The organism is Streptomyces flavofungini (assembly GCF_014650815.1).
Lineage (GTDB): Bacteria > Actinomycetota > Actinomycetes > Streptomycetales > Streptomycetaceae > Streptomyces > Streptomyces flavofungini.
Window position 1 is genome coordinate 169,130 of record NZ_BMVR01000008.1, and the last position, 14,708, is coordinate 183,837.

At 74.2% G+C, this 14,708-nt stretch carries 15 protein-coding genes; 3 read left to right on the top strand and 12 right to left on the bottom strand.

Annotated elements, in window-relative coordinates; genetic code table 11:
* Positions 1-69: 69 nt before the first annotated feature.
* From IE274_RS22120 to IE274_RS22130, 3 genes are all read right to left on the bottom strand, one after another.
* Positions 70-1,293 (bottom strand): RNA polymerase sigma factor, encoded by a 1,224-nt coding sequence (locus IE274_RS22120; RefSeq protein ID WP_229909742.1) that lies wholly within the window; start codon positions 1,291-1,293, stop codon positions 70-72.
* Between the two features lie 175 nt (positions 1,294-1,468).
* Positions 1,469-1,846 carry a YciI family protein gene (locus tag IE274_RS22125; RefSeq protein ID WP_190117599.1) on the bottom strand — a complete coding sequence of 126 codons (378 nt, stop codon included), beginning with the start codon at positions 1,844-1,846 and terminating at the stop codon, positions 1,469-1,471.
* Between the two features lie 45 nt (positions 1,847-1,891).
* On the bottom strand, positions 1,892-3,391 hold the full coding sequence (locus IE274_RS22130) for an MFS transporter (protein ID WP_190117600.1): 1,500 nt from the start codon (positions 3,389-3,391) through the stop codon (positions 1,892-1,894).
* A 109-nt stretch (positions 3,392-3,500) separates the two neighbouring features.
* Here IE274_RS22130 and IE274_RS22135 point away from each other — a divergent pair, with 109 nt between their 5' ends.
* A complete protein-coding gene (locus IE274_RS22135) occupies positions 3,501-4,268 on the top strand; it encodes a TetR/AcrR family transcriptional regulator (RefSeq protein ID WP_190117601.1) in 768 nt (255 codons plus the stop codon).
* A gap of 111 nt (positions 4,269-4,379) precedes the next feature.
* The gene (locus IE274_RS22140) at positions 4,380-5,543 is read left to right on the top strand and encodes a hypothetical protein (protein ID WP_190117602.1); all 1,164 of its coding nucleotides are present in this window, start codon (positions 4,380-4,382) and stop codon (positions 5,541-5,543) included.
* On the opposite strand, the gene IE274_RS22145 is transcribed toward IE274_RS22140, so the two are convergent.
* Genes IE274_RS22145 through tsaB form a run of 4 tightly spaced genes read right to left on the bottom strand, consistent with a single transcriptional unit; the run spans position 5,507 to position 8,199 of the window.
* Positions 5,507-5,764 (bottom strand): hypothetical protein, encoded by a 258-nt coding sequence (locus tag IE274_RS22145; RefSeq protein WP_190117603.1) that lies wholly within the window; start codon positions 5,762-5,764, stop codon positions 5,507-5,509. The two genes, IE274_RS22140 and IE274_RS22145, sit on opposite strands and share 37 nt — an antisense overlap.
* Positions 5,761-6,876, bottom strand: a complete 1,116-nt coding sequence (tsaD, locus tag IE274_RS22150) for a tRNA (adenosine(37)-N6)-threonylcarbamoyltransferase complex transferase subunit TsaD (protein WP_190117604.1) — start codon at positions 6,874-6,876, stop codon at positions 5,761-5,763. Before tsaD ends, IE274_RS22145 begins: the two co-directional genes overlap by 4 nt.
* Positions 6,869-7,486 (bottom strand): ribosomal protein S18-alanine N-acetyltransferase, encoded by a 618-nt coding sequence (gene rimI / locus IE274_RS22155; protein WP_190117807.1) that lies wholly within the window; start codon positions 7,484-7,486, stop codon positions 6,869-6,871. The genes tsaD and rimI overlap by 8 nt, the downstream gene beginning before the upstream one ends.
* A gap of 47 nt (positions 7,487-7,533) precedes the next feature.
* Positions 7,534-8,199 carry a tRNA (adenosine(37)-N6)-threonylcarbamoyltransferase complex dimerization subunit type 1 TsaB gene (tsaB, locus tag IE274_RS22160; protein WP_190117605.1) on the bottom strand — a complete coding sequence of 222 codons (666 nt, stop codon included), beginning with the start codon at positions 8,197-8,199 and terminating at the stop codon, positions 7,534-7,536.
* 103 nt (positions 8,200-8,302) lie between these two features.
* Here tsaB and IE274_RS22165 point away from each other — a divergent pair, with 103 nt between their 5' ends.
* The gene (locus tag IE274_RS22165; protein WP_190117606.1) at positions 8,303-8,851 is read left to right on the top strand and encodes a hypothetical protein; all 549 of its coding nucleotides are present in this window, start codon (positions 8,303-8,305) and stop codon (positions 8,849-8,851) included.
* A 96-nt stretch (positions 8,852-8,947) separates the two neighbouring features.
* Here IE274_RS22165 and IE274_RS22170 read toward each other — a convergent pair whose 3' ends face one another.
* The 5 genes from IE274_RS22170 to IE274_RS22190 all read right to left on the bottom strand — a co-directional run bounded on the left by IE274_RS22170 (position 8,948) and on the right by IE274_RS22190 (position 14,681).
* The gene (locus IE274_RS22170; RefSeq protein ID WP_190117607.1) at positions 8,948-9,148 is read right to left on the bottom strand and encodes a hypothetical protein; all 201 of its coding nucleotides are present in this window, start codon (positions 9,146-9,148) and stop codon (positions 8,948-8,950) included.
* Between the two features lie 223 nt (positions 9,149-9,371).
* Positions 9,372-9,884 carry a tRNA (adenosine(37)-N6)-threonylcarbamoyltransferase complex ATPase subunit type 1 TsaE gene (gene tsaE / locus IE274_RS22175; protein WP_190117608.1) on the bottom strand — a complete coding sequence of 171 codons (513 nt, stop codon included), beginning with the start codon at positions 9,882-9,884 and terminating at the stop codon, positions 9,372-9,374.
* A gap of 61 nt (positions 9,885-9,945) precedes the next feature.
* Positions 9,946-11,181 carry an alpha/beta fold hydrolase gene (locus IE274_RS22180; RefSeq protein ID WP_190117609.1) on the bottom strand — a complete coding sequence of 412 codons (1,236 nt, stop codon included), beginning with the start codon at positions 11,179-11,181 and terminating at the stop codon, positions 9,946-9,948.
* Between the two features lie 13 nt (positions 11,182-11,194).
* On the bottom strand, positions 11,195-12,355 hold the full coding sequence (gene alr / locus IE274_RS22185; protein ID WP_190117610.1) for an alanine racemase: 1,161 nt from the start codon (positions 12,353-12,355) through the stop codon (positions 11,195-11,197).
* 763 nt (positions 12,356-13,118) lie between these two features.
* A complete protein-coding gene (locus tag IE274_RS22190; RefSeq protein ID WP_190117611.1) occupies positions 13,119-14,681 on the bottom strand; it encodes an NAD(P)H-hydrate dehydratase in 1,563 nt (520 codons plus the stop codon).
* Positions 14,682-14,708: the final 27 nt, after the last annotated feature.

The following is a 14,708-nucleotide window of genomic DNA, read 5'->3' on the forward strand; positions in this document are numbered from 1 at the left end:
TCAAACGCCGGACGGGCTGAAAACATTGCTGCACCGGCGACATGTCTCGGGGGGAAAAGCCCCGCAGGGCTAACCCCCGCACTCCTCCACCCGCCCCAGCAACAGCTCCCGCTCCCGCGCGTTGTGCGCAAGCCCCGCCGCCCGCTCGAACTCCGCCCGCGCCTCCGCGACCCGCCCGAGCCGGACGAGGAGGTCACCCCGGACGCTGGGGAGCAAGTGGTAGGAGCGGAGTGCCGGTTCGGCGGCGAGGGCGTCGACGAGGGCGAGCGCGGGCTCCGGCCCCTCGGCCATGGAGACGGCGACGGCCCGGTTGAGCTCGACGACGGGGGACGGCGCCCGCTCGGCCAACAGCCCGTACAGCGCGGCGATCCGAACCCAGTCCGTCTCGTCGTACGAGCGCGCGTGGGCGTGACAAGCGGCGATCACGGCCTGCAGGACGTACGGCCCGTGCGCCCCGGGGGCCACCTCCTCGGCCCGCCCGAGCGCGGCGAACCCCCGCCGGATCAGCAGCCCGTTCCACCGCCCCCGGCGCTGGTCCTTGAGGAGCACCGGCTCCCCACCGGGCCCGGTCCGCGCGGCGGTACGCGAGGCCTGGAGCTCCAACAGCGCCACGAGCCCGTGCACTTCGGGCTCCTTGGGCATGAGGGAGGCGAGCTGCCGGGCGAGCCGCAGGGCGTCCTCGCACAGGGCGGGCCGCACGTAGTCGTCCCCGGCCGTGGCCGCGTACCCCTCGTTGAAGATGAGGTAGATGACGTCGAGGACGGAGCCGAGGCGGGCCTCGCGGTCGGGCCCGTAGGGGACTTCGAAGGGGACGTTCCTGGTGGCGAGGGTGCGTTTGGCGCGGACGACGCGCTGGGCGACGGTCGCCTCGGGGGCGAGCACCGCGCGGGCGATCTCCGCGGTGGTGAGGCCGCCGAGCAGGCGCAGGGTGAGGGCGACGCGGGCCTCGGCGGAGAGGACGGGGTGGCAGGCGGTGAAGACGAGGCGCAGCAGGTCGTCGTCGATGGCGTCGGGATCCTCGACGAGGCCGGGGATCTCGTCGAGGTGCGGCGGCGCGGACTCCAGGTCCCGGCCGACCTCGGCGAGCTTGCGCGCGTAGCGCTCCCGGCGGCGGACGAGGTCGATGGCGCGGTGCTTGGCGGTGGCCATGAGCCAGGCGCCCGGGTTGTCGGGCACGCCGGACTCCGGCCACCGCTCCAGGGCGGCCACGAGGGCGTCCTGCGCCAGCTCCTCGGCGATGCCGACGTCTCGTACGATCCGCGCGACACCGGCGATGACGCGCGGGGCCTCCATGCGGAAGACGGTCTCGATGGTGCGGTCGGCCCCACCGGCCCCACCGGCCCCACCAGCCCCACCGGCGCCGTCGGCGTCCTGCGTGCCGTCGGGGCCGTCGGTGCGTCGGGGGTGCTCGGGCGCGTGGTCCACGGCCACACATCAGAGCACCCCCACCACGTCCCCGCAAAGAAGGTCAGGCCCCCGCCTCCGGGAAGTCGGGCTCCGAGATCTCCCTGACCTCCACCGTGATCGTCCAGTACTCCTCGTGGACCTTCAGGAAGCGCTTCGTCCACTCGATCGCCTCGGCCCGGTCCTTGGCCTGGAGGATGGTGTAGCCGCCGATGACCTCCTTGGCCTCGGTGAACGGCCCGTCGGTGACGGAGAGGCTGCCGTTCTCCCAGCGCACCCTGGCCCCCTCCGAGGTCGGCGCGAGGCCCGCGGTGTCGACCAGCGCGCCCGCCTTGGTGATCTCTTCGAAGAGCTTGCCCATGCGCTCCTGCAGTTCGGGGCTGGGGCCGCCCTCGGGCACGTCGGTCTCGTCGATGCGGATCATGGTCAGGTAGCGCGGCATGGCCGTGTCTCCGTTCAGGCTGCGGGCGGGGGCTCTCCTCGCCTCTCACCCTTGCGTCGAACGGGAGACAGCCGGATCGACACGCTCGCCGAGATTCTTCGAAGTTTCTTCGGACGTGGCCGTTTCCGCAGGTCGCGCACGCCCTCCATGCAGCACCCCCGCCCCCACGGCCGCCCCCACCAGCAGCACCGCCGCCACCCCGAACGCCGCCGCGTACCCCTCCGCCAGCGCCCCCGGCCCCCCGTCCGCCCCCGTCGCACTCGACGCCACCGTCACCAGCACCGCGAGCCCGATCGAACCGCCGAGCTGCCGCGAGGTGTTGAGCAGCCCGGACGCCATGCCGGTCTCCCCCGCCGCGACCCCCGACGTCGCCGCCGTGCCGAGCGGTACGAAGCACATGCCGATGCCGACGCTGGCCACCAGCGAGGGGCCGAGGACGGAGCCGACGAACGTGCCGCCCGCCTCGACGGCCAGCGCGAACCACGCGAACCCGGCCGCGCCGAGCAGCCCGCCCGCCACGAGCAGCGCCCGCGCCCCGACCCGGCCCACGGTGCGGGTGGCGACGACCGTCCCCACGACGACGCCCGCGCAGAACGGCAGGAAGGCCGCTCCGGCGCGCGTGGGGCCGTACGCCATGACGTCCTGGAGGTAGAGCGAGGTGAAGTAGAACGCGGCGAACTGGCCCGAGGACATCAGGAGCGCGAAGACGTTCGCGGACAGGACGGGGCGGTGCGCGAGCAGGCCGAGGCGGAGCAGGGGCCCGCAGTCGCGCCGTTCGCCGCGCCGCTCGACCGCGCAGAACGCCACGAGCAGGACGGCCGCCGCGGCGAGCGTGCCCACGGTCGCCGCCGAGCCCCAGCCGTGGGTCTCGGTGCGGACCAGGCCGAGGACGAGCACGCTCGTACCCGCCGTGACCAGGAGCGCCCCCGCCACGTCCAGGCGCGCTGCGGTCGCCGTGCGCCGGTCCGCCGGGATGCCGGACCGGCTCGCCGCGAGCGCCACCAGCACCACCGGGACGTTGATCAGCATCACCGAGCGCCAGCCCACCCAGTCGGTGAGCAGTCCGCCCGCCATGATCCCGACGGCACCGCCGAGCGCGCCGGACGCGCCCCAGAGGCCGAGCGCCCGGGCCCGCGCGGGCCCCGCCGCGTAGTGGACGGTGATCAGCGCGAGCGCCACCGGCGCGAGGGCTGCCGCGCCCGCCCCCTGCACCGCCCGCGCCGCGATCAGCTGCCCCGGACTCTGCGCGAGCCCCCCGACGAGGCTCGCGGCCCCGAACACCACGAACCCGGCGACCAGCGTGCGCCTGCGCCCCACCAGGTCGGCGAGTTTGCCGCCGAGCATCAGCAGTCCGCCGAAGGCGAGCGCGTACGCGTTGACGACCCAGGTCAGCGACTCGGGCGCGAAGCCCAGATCGGCGCCCATGTCGGGCAGGGCGATGTTGACGACCGACATGTCCAGGGAGACGAGGAACTGGACGGTCAGGAGGACGGGGAGCAGCAGCGGGCCGCGCGAGGGCGGACCGCCGGTGGGCGAGTGCGTCATGCGTCGCAGATTATTATACGCGTATAGAAATTAGCTATACGTGTACGGAAATTGACCGGCCCGAGGCCCCGGAGGTCGGCCACGGGCGGCCGGACGGGACAATGGGCACGTGGCAGCGCAAGCGAACGGCGAAGACCCCGGACGTCCAGAACCCGCCCCCGGCGAACCCGGCGCGGCCGGGCCGAAGCGGCGCGTCGGGCGGCCCCGGCGGATCGAGCCGGAGGCGATCGTCGGCGTGGCCCGGCGCATCCTCCAGGAGGAGGGCGTCGCCGCGCTCAGCATGCGGCGCGTCGCCAAGGAGGTCGGCGCCACGCCCATGGCGCTGTACCACCATGTGCGCGACAAGGACGAGCTGTTGATGCTCACCCTGGCCGGTACGGCCGCGACGCTGCCCCGCCCCGAGCTGCCCGCGGACCCCCGCGACCGGCTGCTCGCCGTGACCCTGCACATGCGCGGCATCCTGCTGGAGCTGCCCTGGGTGGTGGAGGTGCTGAGCCTCGGCGACCTCAGCGACAAGGGCGCGATGTGGATGGTCGACGAGATCATCGGCGCGGGCGTCGCCTGCGGCCTCTCCCCCGTCGAGGCCGCGCACGCGTACCGCACCGTCTGGCACTGTGTGTACGGCGACCTCGCCTTCCGGAACGCGATGTCGCGCCGCGCCGCGGAGCCCGACCGCAAGCGCTACTTCCCCGACACCCTCACGGACGCCGACACCGCCGAACTGCCCCACGTCGCCCCCCTGGCCTCCCGCTGGACGGAGCTCCGCGAGGCCTACGACTTCGCCGACCAACTCGGCGCGGTGGTGGACGGCCTGCTCGCCCGGGCCACCGCCCCCCGGCCCCCGGCACCGTCGCACCCGCAACCCGACTCGCCGTAGACAGCACGGTCACCCACCGGCTACACAGGGCCCTGCGCGGCACGCGCGACGCACCGACCGACGCCGGAAGACGGAAGACGGAACAACGGAATACGGAAACGGGGGGCACGCATGGCCGTGCTGGGTCAGGGCGGGGCAGGACAGGGCATACCGGGGCAGTACCTACGGGGCCGCGTCGCACCACGCGACGCACCGGCACTCCAGTGGATCGGCGCGGCCGTCCTGCTCTACGCGCTCACGGCGACGATCTGGATCACGTACGAGGCCCAGGACGCCGTCGACAACTCGCTCTCCAGGTTCACCTTCAAGGCCCTGTACGACCCGCGGCAGTTCCTCACGCCGGTGGCGCAGACCCACTACGACTGGGGGTTCCTCGTGGCCGCCGTCGTCGTCGGCGCCCTCGCGCTCGGGCGCCGCCGGGTCGCGCGCGGGGGCCTCGCGCTGCTGGCCACGCTCCTGATCTGCCTGGGCCTGCGGGAACTGATCGGCCTCATGGCCTCGGACGAGTACGGCGACCTCATCACCGAGATCGGCTACGGCAAGGCGCTGCTCACCTTCCGGTTCACGGGCGTCGCCCTGGGGTGCGCGATGTGGGCGGTCGTCGCCCGCACCCACGGCTCGGCGGACGGCGCCCCGGCCGCGCCGGCGTACCCGGCCCACCCGCCGCAGTCCCCGTACGCCGACGCCCCGCCGCCGCCCGCGTACGCCCCGCACGGCGACCTCCACAACCCGCGCCCCGGCACCGACCGCCACCGCCCGGCCTTCGTGGCGGCCGGCATCGCGCTGCTCCTGAGCGGCGCGATCGAGGTGAGCTGGCTGATCTACACGCTCACCCAGGACGAGGTCTACTTCATCGGCAGCATGCCGGGCGCCGACGCGGGCGACTTCTTCCGGGCGGCGGTCGACGCCTCACGCGGCCTGCCGCTCCCCCAGCCCTTCTACACCCTGGCCCTGGTGGTCGCGCCACTGCTCGTCGGCCTGCTGCTGCTCGCCGGGCGCACGGGAGCCCGCGGCGCCGCGCTCACGCTGGCGCTCGTCTCGACCTACTTCGACATCCGCACCCTGGTCCCGGCCTTCGACGACGGCTTCGACCTCTACTGGGACACGACGGTCGGCACGCTCCTCATCCTGACGCCGTTCGCCACGATCCCGCTCCAGGCGGTGGTGGTGATCGCGATGCTCAGGGCCGCGCAGGACCGCTCGCCGACCGGGGCGTACGGGGGTCAGCCCTGGCCCGGTCAGCCCTGGCCGAGGGACTCGAACCGCCACCGGTGAGGCGGCCGGGCCGCCAACTCCGCGGGCGGATCGGCGAGTTCCGGCAGGTCGGCGTCGTAGGCCGCGTCCCACCAGGTGATCACGAGGACGCGGTCCTGCGGGGCCTGGAAGGTCTCCCGGCGCGGGGGCGCGGGCGTCAGGGTCTGGGCCCGCGCCCAGGCGATCAGGTCCGGGCCCCGGCCCTCGGCCGCCCGCGCCTCCCACATCAACGCGACGCTCATGAGTAGAGGTTGTCCTTGCTGACCTCGTGCACGTGGTCGTGATCGTGGGAGTGGGCGCCCGCGCCCGGCACATGCGGCTCCGTCACCGGAAGCGACGAGTCCGCCGAAAGCCCCAGGTCGGAAGGCGCCCGGTTGCGGGCGACCATCTCCGCGCCGAGCGCGGCGACCATCGCCCCGTTGTCCGTGCACAGCTTCGGCCGAGGCACCCGCAGCCGGATCCCCGCCCGCTCGCACCGCTCCTGTGCCAGCGCCCGCAGCCGCGTGTTGGCGGCCACCCCGCCCCCGATCATGAGGTGGTCCACCCCCTCGTCCTTGCAGGCCCGCACGGCCTTGCGGGTCAGCACGTCGACCACGGCCTCCTGGAACGACGCCGCCACGTCCCGTACCGGCACGTCCTCCCCCGCGGCCCGCTTCGCCTCGATCCAGCGCGCCACCGAGGTCTTCAGGCCCGAGAAGGAGAAGTCGTACGCGGCGTCGCGCGGCCCCGTCAGACCGCGCGGGAACGCGATCGCGGCCGGGTCGCCCTCGCGGGCGTAGCGGTCGATGACCGGACCGCCGGGGAAGCCCAGGTTCAGGACCCGGGCGATCTTGTCGAAGGCCTCGCCCGCCGCGTCGTCGATGGTCGACCCCAGCGGCCGGACGTCGGAGGTGATGTCGGTCGACAGGAGCAGCGAGGAGTGGCCGCCGGACACCAGCAGCGCCATCGTCGGCTCCGGCAGCGCCCCGTGCTCCAGCTGGTCCACGCAGATGTGCGACGCCAGGTGGTTCACGCCGTACAGCGGCTTGCCGAGCGCGTACGCGTACGCCTTCGCCGCCGAGACCCCGACGAGCAGCGCGCCCGCGAGGCCGGGCCCCGCCGTGACCGCGATGCCGTCCAGGTCGGAGGCCGCCACCCCGGCGTCCTTCAGGGCGCGCTGGATGGTGGGGACCATCGCCTCCAGGTGCGCGCGGGATGCCACCTCGGGCACGACGCCGCCGAAGCGCGCGTGCTCGTCGACGCTGGAGGCGACCGCGTCCGCGAGCAGCGTCGTGCCGCGGACGACGCCGACACCCGTCTCGTCGCAGGAGGTCTCGATGCCCAGTACGAGCGGCTCGTCGCGTGAGTCAGCCATGGATCCCGGTTCCTTGTACACCGTTCAGAGGACCAGCGTTCCGGCCCTCGGTCGTGCTGTCGGTCGTGCTGTCGGCCGCGTCGGCCGTGTCGGTGGCGTCGGCCCCGTCACCGGTCGTGCCGCTCACGGCGCAGTCCGGTACGGCGGACGGATCGGACAGGCGCATCACGAGCGCGTCCACGTTGCCCGGCTGGTAGTAGCCGCGGCGGAAGCCGATGGGCTCGAAGCCGAAGCGCTGGTATAGCTTCTGCGCCCGGGTGTTGTCCACCCGTACTTCGAGCATCACCTCGGTGGCCTCGAAGGCCGTGGCGTGCCGCAGCAGTTCGGTGAGCAGGCACGCGCCGAGGCCGGTGCCCCAGTGGTCGCGGGCGACCGCGATGGTCTGCACGTCGGCGGCCACCGCGGCGCCGCCGTCGGAGTCCGTACCGGCGACGGCGAGGCCGCCGTAGCCGACGAGGCGGTCGCCTTCGTACGCGACCAGGTAGCGGCGGCTGGAGCCGGGCCCGCGCGCGTGCGCCAGCTCGGACCAGAACATGCCGCGCGACCAGGCGTCGTCCGGGAAGAGTTCCTTCTCCAGGGCGAGCACGGCGTCGATGTCCCACCAGCGCATCTCGCGCGGTACGACGGCGGTGGGCGGCGTCTTCGGCGGCACGGTGGTCACTGGGGCGTGACCACCTTGTAGTTCTTGGGGACCTGCGCGTCCGGGCGGCGCAGGTACAGCGGGCGGGGTTCGAGGAGCTCCGCGCCCGCGGCCAGCCGCTCCGCCGCCAGCGCGGCGAGCGCGGCGGCCGACACGTGCTCGGGGCCGCGCGCGTCCGGGAAGGTGTCCGGGTAGAGCAGCGCGCCCGCGCCGACGGCGGGGAGCCCCGCCACCTCGTCCGCGATGTCCGCGGGCCGGTCGACGGCGGGACCGCTCGCTCTCGTACGGGCGTCCTCGTACCGCGCCCAGTAGACCTCCTTGCGGCGGGCGTCCGTCGCGACGACGAACGGGCCGTCCTCGATGCCGGACGCGTACGCGAGGCCGTCGAGGGTGCACACCCCGTGCACCGGGACGCCGAGCGCGAGGCCGAAGGTGTCGGCGGTCATCAGGCCGACGCGCAGCCCCGTGTAGGGGCCGGGGCCGACGCCGACGACGATGTCCGTGACCGCGTCGAGCCGGAGGCCGGCCTCGGCGAGGACGCGGTCCACGGCGGGCAGCAGCAGCTCGCCGTGGCGGCGGGCGTCGACCTGGCTCGATTCGGCGACTGTTCCGAAGGAGGCCGTGCCGTCGTGCAGGGCGACGGTGACGGCGGGGGTGGCGGTATCCAGAGCGAGCAAGAGCACGCAAACAGCCTACGGCTCCGACGCCCGGCGCACGGCCGCCCCGGCACGGGCCGCGGCTGCTGCTACCGTCACCCCATAGCCGTACGTAGGAGAGGTGGGCCAGGTGTCAAGGAGCAGCTCGGGATTCGTGGCCGGGCTCACCGCGGCGGCGCTCGGCGTGGTCGGCTTCCTCGCCTACCAGGCCTCCGCGAACGCCCCGGACGACCTCAACGCCCGCCCGGACAAGTCCCCGACGGCCCCCTCGCGCTCCCCCAACGACAAGAGCGACCCGCTGAAGCTGCCCGCCGGGTCCGGCACCGGCAAGCGCGTCGTGTACTCCCTCGCGGGTGACCGGGTGTGGCTGGTCGGGGAGTCCGGCAAGGTGAAGCGCACGTACCGGGTCACGCCGAGCACCGTGGACCCCACGCCCGGGTCGTACACCGTCGGCTCGCGGACGGGCCAGGTCATAGGGTCCGACGGCGTGCAGATCGAGCACGTGGTGCGGTTCGCGAGTGTCGACGGCATAGCGATCGGGTTCAGCGCGGCGCTCAGCGGCTCGACGCAGAAGCCGGACCCGGCGAAGAAGACCGGCGGCATTCGGTCCTCGCGCGAGGACGGCAACGTGATGTGGGACTTCGCGCTGTGGAAGACGAAGGTCGTCGTAGTCCGCTAGCGCACCGGGGCGTGCCGCGCGCCGGGGGGACACCCATCGGACAGACCCTGGTCCGCCCTGCCGCGGCACAGCCAGGCCCAGCTCGGACCGCCCGGCTCACGCCGCGTCGCGGTGCCGCTCGTCCGTGTGCCCGACTGCCGGGTGCGTCGTCGTCTGCGGGGCCGCGGGCGGCGTGGAGACCGCGCTCGCGGCGGCGCAGGACGCCAGCAGATCGCTCATCGAGTACGCGTGGGAGGGCGCCGGCCGCGCCGGAAGCCCGTGCGGCTGGGGCTGCGCATCACGTTCTGAAGCCGGCATGGACGCCTCCTGGGGCTCCGGGGGCAGACGTGGTTAGGTAGACCTAACCCGTACCTGGTATCCATGTGACCACGTACGACGCTCGGCGCGCAACATCTTGCCGACGGCTTGTCGGAAAGTTCGGTCGAACCGACGAGAACCCGTCACCACGGGAACGCCCGCGGGCCCTCGACCGTCGATGGGACCCCCGCGCCGCACCCTCAGGCGGAGAGACGCGCCACCCTCAGGCGGAGAGAACCGTGAGATCCGCCCCGGCCCACCGCGCCCCGATCCCGCGCAGCGTCACCTCGCGTACCTCGTCCGAGGTATCTCCCACAGCGCGGTGGATGAGGACGTGCAGCCGGTCCTCCGACAGTTCCTCGACCTTGCCGTCGCCCCACTCGACGACGATCACGGAGTCGGGCAGGGACACGTCGAGGTCCAGGTCCTCCATCTCGTCGAGCCCGCCGCCCAGGCGGTACGCGTCCACGTGGACCAGCGGCGGACCGTCGCCGAGGGACGGGTGGACGCGGGCGATGACGAAGGTCGGGGAGGTGACGGCGCCGCGTACGCCGAGGCCCTCCCCGAGCCCGCGGGTGAGCGTCGTCTTGCCCGCGCCCAGCTCGCCGGTGAGCATGACGAGGTCTCCGGGGCGCAGGATCTTGGCGAGGCGGCGGCCCAACTCGCCCATCTGCTCGGGGGAGTTCACGGTGAGCCGGAGCGTGGTGGCGGGGGCCGGGCTGTGCGGTGCTTCCATGACGGAAACGTTAGCCGCTCGACGCACCCGCCCCGGCCCGGCCGACACCGCGCCCGGCGCCTCACATGGCGGCGCTGCGGGCCTGTTCTCTGGCCCTGACCAGCAGATCGGCGATGCGGTCGGTGACGGCTTCGGGGTGTTCGAGCATCACCAGGTGCCCGGCGTCGGGGACGAGCACGAGTTCGGCGTCCGGCAGCAGGTCCGCGATGGCCTCGCTGTGCTCGCTCGGGGTGACGAGGTCCTTGTCGCCCGCGAGCACGAGCACCGGCAGCCCGGCGAAGTGGGCGAGGGCCTCGGCCTTGTCGTGCTCGGCGAACGCCGGGTAGAACTCCGCGACCACGTCGATCGGCGTGGACTCGATGAGCCGCTCCGCGAACCGGGCGATGGCGGGGTCGACGTCCTTGGAGGCGAAGGAGTAGCGCTTGATGATGCCCGCGAACAGGTCGGCGGTGGCGCGACGCCCCTTCTCCACGAGGTCGGCCTGCGAACCGAGGGCCTTCAGGACGCCGGGCAGGACGCGCCGGACGGCGTTCATGCCCGCGACGGGAAGCCCGAAGCTGACCTCGCCGAGCTTGCCGGAGGACGTACCGATGAGGACGACGCCGACGACGCGGTCCCGGATCAGCGCCGGGAACTGGTCGGCGAGGGCCATCGTCGTCATGCCGCCCATGGAGTGGCCGACGAGCACCAGCGGCCCGGCGGGCGCGGCGGCGTCGATGACGGCCTTCAGGTCCCGGCCGAGCTGGTCGATGGAGACGGGCTTGTCGTCGTGGATCTGGGCCATGCCGCGACCCGAGCGGCCGTGGGAGCGCTGGTCCCAGTAGACGCAGCGCACGACGCCGCGCAGCGCGGCGCGCTGGAAGTGCCAGGAGTCCTGACTGAGGCAGTAGCCGTGGCTGAAGACGAGGGTGACGGGATCGGGAGCCTTGCGCCCGAAGAGCCGCCGCCGCCGCGGAGCCTCGCCGCCCGGACCGCCGCCGCCCGCACTCCCGGTGTCCTCGACCTCATCGACCTCGTACGCGAGCTCGGTGCCGTCGTCGGCGCAGGCCTTGCCGGGCATGCCGCGCAGCGAGCCGTAGGGCCCGGAGGCGTCGAGGGCGAGGCGGGCCTTCTTGCGCATGCCGCGCCCGACCGTCATGCGCTCGATGGCGACGCCGGCCGCGGCGCCCGCCGCGATGACTCCTATCGCGGCGCCCGCGATTCCGGCCCGCCGCCAGTTGCTGCCCGCCGACCCCGCGGCCTCGGCCACTTCGGCCACCAGGTCCGCGGCGGCCGCCCCCGTACTGCCCTCGCCCACGTGCCGCTCCTCTTCAGTCGTCGCTGCCGCTTCGTCGCTCGTCGACATAGACGCGCGGAACACGTGAACCGATGCGGGTCACGATCTCGTACGCGATGGTGCCGGCCGCCCGGGCCCAGTCCTCGGCGGTCGGCTCGCCCCGGTCACCGGCCCCGAAGAGCACCGCCTCCGACCCGACCTCCGGCTCGTCACCGCCCAGGTCGACCACGAACTGGTCCATGGCGATACGGCCCGCGGCGGTCCGCCACTTGCCGCCGACCAGGACGGGTCCGGAACCGGAGGCGTGCCGGGGGATGCCGTCGCCGTACCCGGCCGGGACCAGGCCGAGGGTGGTGGCGACGGGGGTGGTGTAGTGGTGGCCGTAGCTCACGCCGTGCTCGGCCGGGGCGTGCTTGACCGAGGCGAGGGCGGCGGCGACCGTCATCACGGGCCGCAGCCCGAAGTCCTGGGGGGTGCCGATCTCGGGGCTGGGCGAGACGCCGTACATGGCGATGCCGGGCCGGACGAGGTCGAAGTGGGAGTCGGGCAGCGTCAGGGTGGCGGGCGAGTTGGCGATGTGCCGCACCTCGGGCCGCACGCCCGCCCCCTCCGCGTACGCGACCATCTCCCGGAACACATCCAACTGACCCTTGATGGACGGGTGCCCCGGCTCGTCGGCGCAGGCGAAGTGGGACCACAGTCCGGTGACCTTCACCAGGCCTTCGGCCTCGGCGCGCAGCGCCGCGGCGACCAGTTCGGGCCAGTCGTCCGGCATGCAGCCGTTGCGGCCGAGGCCGGTGTCGGCCTTGAGCTGTACGCGGGCGGTGCGGTGCGCCGCGCCGGCGGCGGCGGTGACCTCGCGCAGGGCCCACATGCCGCTCACGGACACGTCCACGTCGGCCTCGACGGCCTCGCGCCAGGGGCCGCCCGGGGTCCAGAGCCAGCACATCAGGCGGCTGCCGACGCCTGCCGCGCGCAGGGCCAGGGCCTCCTCCGGGGTGGCGGTGCCCACCCAGGTGGCGCCCGCCTCCACGGCCGCGCGGGCGCACGGGACCATGCCGTGGCCGTAGCCGTCCGCCTTCACCACGGCCATGAAGGCGGCGGTGGGGGCGTGGGCGCGGAGGGTACGCACGTTGGCCCTCAGGGCGGCGAGGTCGATCTCGGCGCGGACGCGCGGCAGTCCAGTCTCAGTCATCGCCCCCAAGTCTCTCAGAGCCCGACCTGGCCAGGGCCCGGCACCCGCCCCCGCCAGGCCACGGCAGGCTTGGGGCCCCCTCCCCCAACACCATGACCCCCGTCGGCCGGGGGCGCCCCTCCCCCAACACCACAGCCACCGTGGGACGGGGCTGTGCCCACCCTCCCCCAAGCTCTCGGCTTCGCTCGAGCAGGGAGGTACCCCCATCGCCCTGCAGAACGATTGCCCACAGGGTGGGACGCGACAGCAAAGCCAGACCACCACCCTCACCGGACCACCACCCCCACCGAACCGAAGGCCGAACGCGGCACCCCCACCGAACCGATCGCCGCCATCCGAACCAGAGGGGACGTGCCGGTATGTCCGCGCGCAGCTCGGCCCACCACGACGCACGTACACGAAACGTACCGAACGACACACACGCGAGCACGGACATACCGGCACGGCCCCGCCCCACCACCGGAAAGAAGGCGAGAGAACCGCAACCACACCGGACGAGCGGGCGGGCGGACGGACGGGCGGGCGGACGGGCGGACGGGCGGACGGACGGGCGGGCGGACGGACGGACGGGCGGGCGGACGGACGGGCGGACGGGCGGACGGGCGGACGGACGGGCGGACGGGCGGACGGACGGGCGGACGGACGGACGGGCGGACGGACGGGCGGACGGGCGGACGGACGGGCGGACGGGCGGGCGGACGGGCGGACGGGCGGACGGAGCGAGAACGGCAACGACACGACAACGACGCAGCGGACCCCCGGCCTACCCCCGCACGTCCCGCCAAGCCAACGGCACCGCGTCCGCCACGTCCTGCGCCCCCACCGGCGCCCCCTCAGCCGCGAGCCGCGCCGCGAGCCCGTGCAGAAACGCCCCCACAGCCCCCGCGTCCAGCGCCCCGAGCCCCGCGGCCAGCAACGACCCGGCAAGCCCCGACAGCACATCCCCGCTCCCGGCCGTGGCCAGCCAGGACGTCCCCGTCGGGTTGACCCGCACGGCACCCCCGTCAGGCGAGGCCACCAACGTGGTCGACCCCTTCAACAGCACCGTGGCCACGTACCGAGCGGACAGCTCACGCACGGCGTCGAGCCGCGCCCCCTCGACCTCCGCCCGGGACACCCCGAGCAACGCGGCCGCCTCCCCGGCGTGCGGCGTGAGCAGCGTGGGCGCGGCACGCCGCCGCACGGCGTCGGGGTCGACGAGCCGCAGCCCGTCGGCGTCGATGAGGACGGGTACGTCGGCGTCCACGACGTCGCGCAGCCGAGCGGCGTCGTCGCCGAGCCCGGGCCCGGCCACCCAGGCCTGCACCCGCCCGGCCTTGGCGGGCGGCCCGTCGGACACCAGGGCCTCCGGGAAGCGGGTGACGACGGCGTCGGCGGCGGGCCCGACGTAGCGAACGGCACCGGCGCCACCGCGCAGCGCACCGGCGACGGCGAGCACGGCGGCGCCGGGGTAGCGGGCGGACCCGGCGACGACGCCGACGACCCCGCGCCGGTACTTGTCACTGTCGGCGCCGGGCACGGGCAACAGCCGGTCGACGTCGACGTACTGCAGGGCCTCGAGCCGAGCGTCGTACGGGGCGAGCTCAGCGCCGAGCCCGATGTCGACGAGCCGCACGGCCCCGGCGTGCTCCCGCCCGGGGTCGACGAGCAGACCGGGCTTGTACGTCCCGAAGGTGACGGTCGCGTCGGCGCGCACGGCGTCCCCGCGCACCTGCCCGCTGTCGGCGTCGACGCCGCTGGGCAGGTCCACGGCGACGATCAGGGCGCCGGACTCCTCGGCGGCACGCACGAGCGGGGCGGCAACGGGCCGCAGCCCGCCCTTGCCACCGATGCCGACGATGCCGTCGACAACAAGCCGAGCCCCCTCAAACACAGCGAGCGCGGCACCCGAGACACCACCCCCGGCACCACCGGAACCACCCCCAGAGCCCCCGTCACCACCCCCAGAGCCCGAGACACCACCCCCAGCGCCCCCGGAACCCCCAGACCCCCCGTCCCCACCCCCCGCAACAGCCTCAACAACCCGCCCCCCAGCCCCCCGAAACGCAGCCAGCCCACCCCCGTGCACCCGCTCCGGAGCAAGCAGCACAGCGGTCACCCCGGCCCCGCGCCGAGCGAGCCGAGCCCCGGCGTACAAGGCGTCACCGCCGTTGTCCCCGCTGCCGACGAGAAGGACGACCCGAGCCCCGTACACCTTGCCGAGCAACTGCCCGCAGGCGACGGCGAGCCCGGCGGCGGCCCGCTGCATCAGGGCGCCGTCCGGCACGCGGGCCATCAACGCGAGCTCGGCGGCCCGGACGCTCTCCACGCAGTACGCAGTACGCATCCCCCAAGTCTCCCGCACGGGGGAACC

Excerpts from the sequence above, each read along its gene's own strand:
- IE274_RS22120 (WP_229909742.1), bottom strand. The coding sequence starts at position 1,293 with ATGGAGGCCCCGCGCGTCATCGCCGGTGTCGCGCGGATCGTACGAGAC.
- IE274_RS22125 (WP_190117599.1), bottom strand. The coding sequence starts at position 1,846 with ATGCCGCGCTACCTGACCATGATCCGCATCGACGAGACCGACGTGCCC.
- IE274_RS22130 (WP_190117600.1), bottom strand. The coding sequence starts at position 3,391 with ATGACGCACTCGCCCACCGGCGGTCCGCCCTCGCGCGGCCCGCTGCTG.
- IE274_RS22140 (WP_190117602.1), top strand. The coding sequence starts at position 4,380 with ATGGCCGTGCTGGGTCAGGGCGGGGCAGGACAGGGCATACCGGGGCAG.
- IE274_RS22145 (WP_190117603.1), bottom strand. The coding sequence starts at position 5,764 with ATGAGCGTCGCGTTGATGTGGGAGGCGCGGGCGGCCGAGGGCCGGGGC.
- tsaD (WP_190117604.1), bottom strand. The coding sequence starts at position 6,876 with ATGGCTGACTCACGCGACGAGCCGCTCGTACTGGGCATCGAGACCTCC.
- rimI (WP_190117807.1), bottom strand. The coding sequence starts at position 7,486 with ATGCGCTGGTGGGACATCGACGCCGTGCTCGCCCTGGAGAAGGAACTC.
- IE274_RS22170 (WP_190117607.1), bottom strand. The coding sequence starts at position 9,148 with ATGCCGGCTTCAGAACGTGATGCGCAGCCCCAGCCGCACGGGCTTCCG.
- tsaE (WP_190117608.1), bottom strand. The coding sequence starts at position 9,884 with ATGGAAGCACCGCACAGCCCGGCCCCCGCCACCACGCTCCGGCTCACC.
- alr (WP_190117610.1), bottom strand. The coding sequence starts at position 12,355 with ATGACTGAGACTGGACTGCCGCGCGTCCGCGCCGAGATCGACCTCGCC.
- IE274_RS22190 (WP_190117611.1), bottom strand. The coding sequence starts at position 14,681 with ATGCGTACTGCGTACTGCGTGGAGAGCGTCCGGGCCGCCGAGCTCGCG.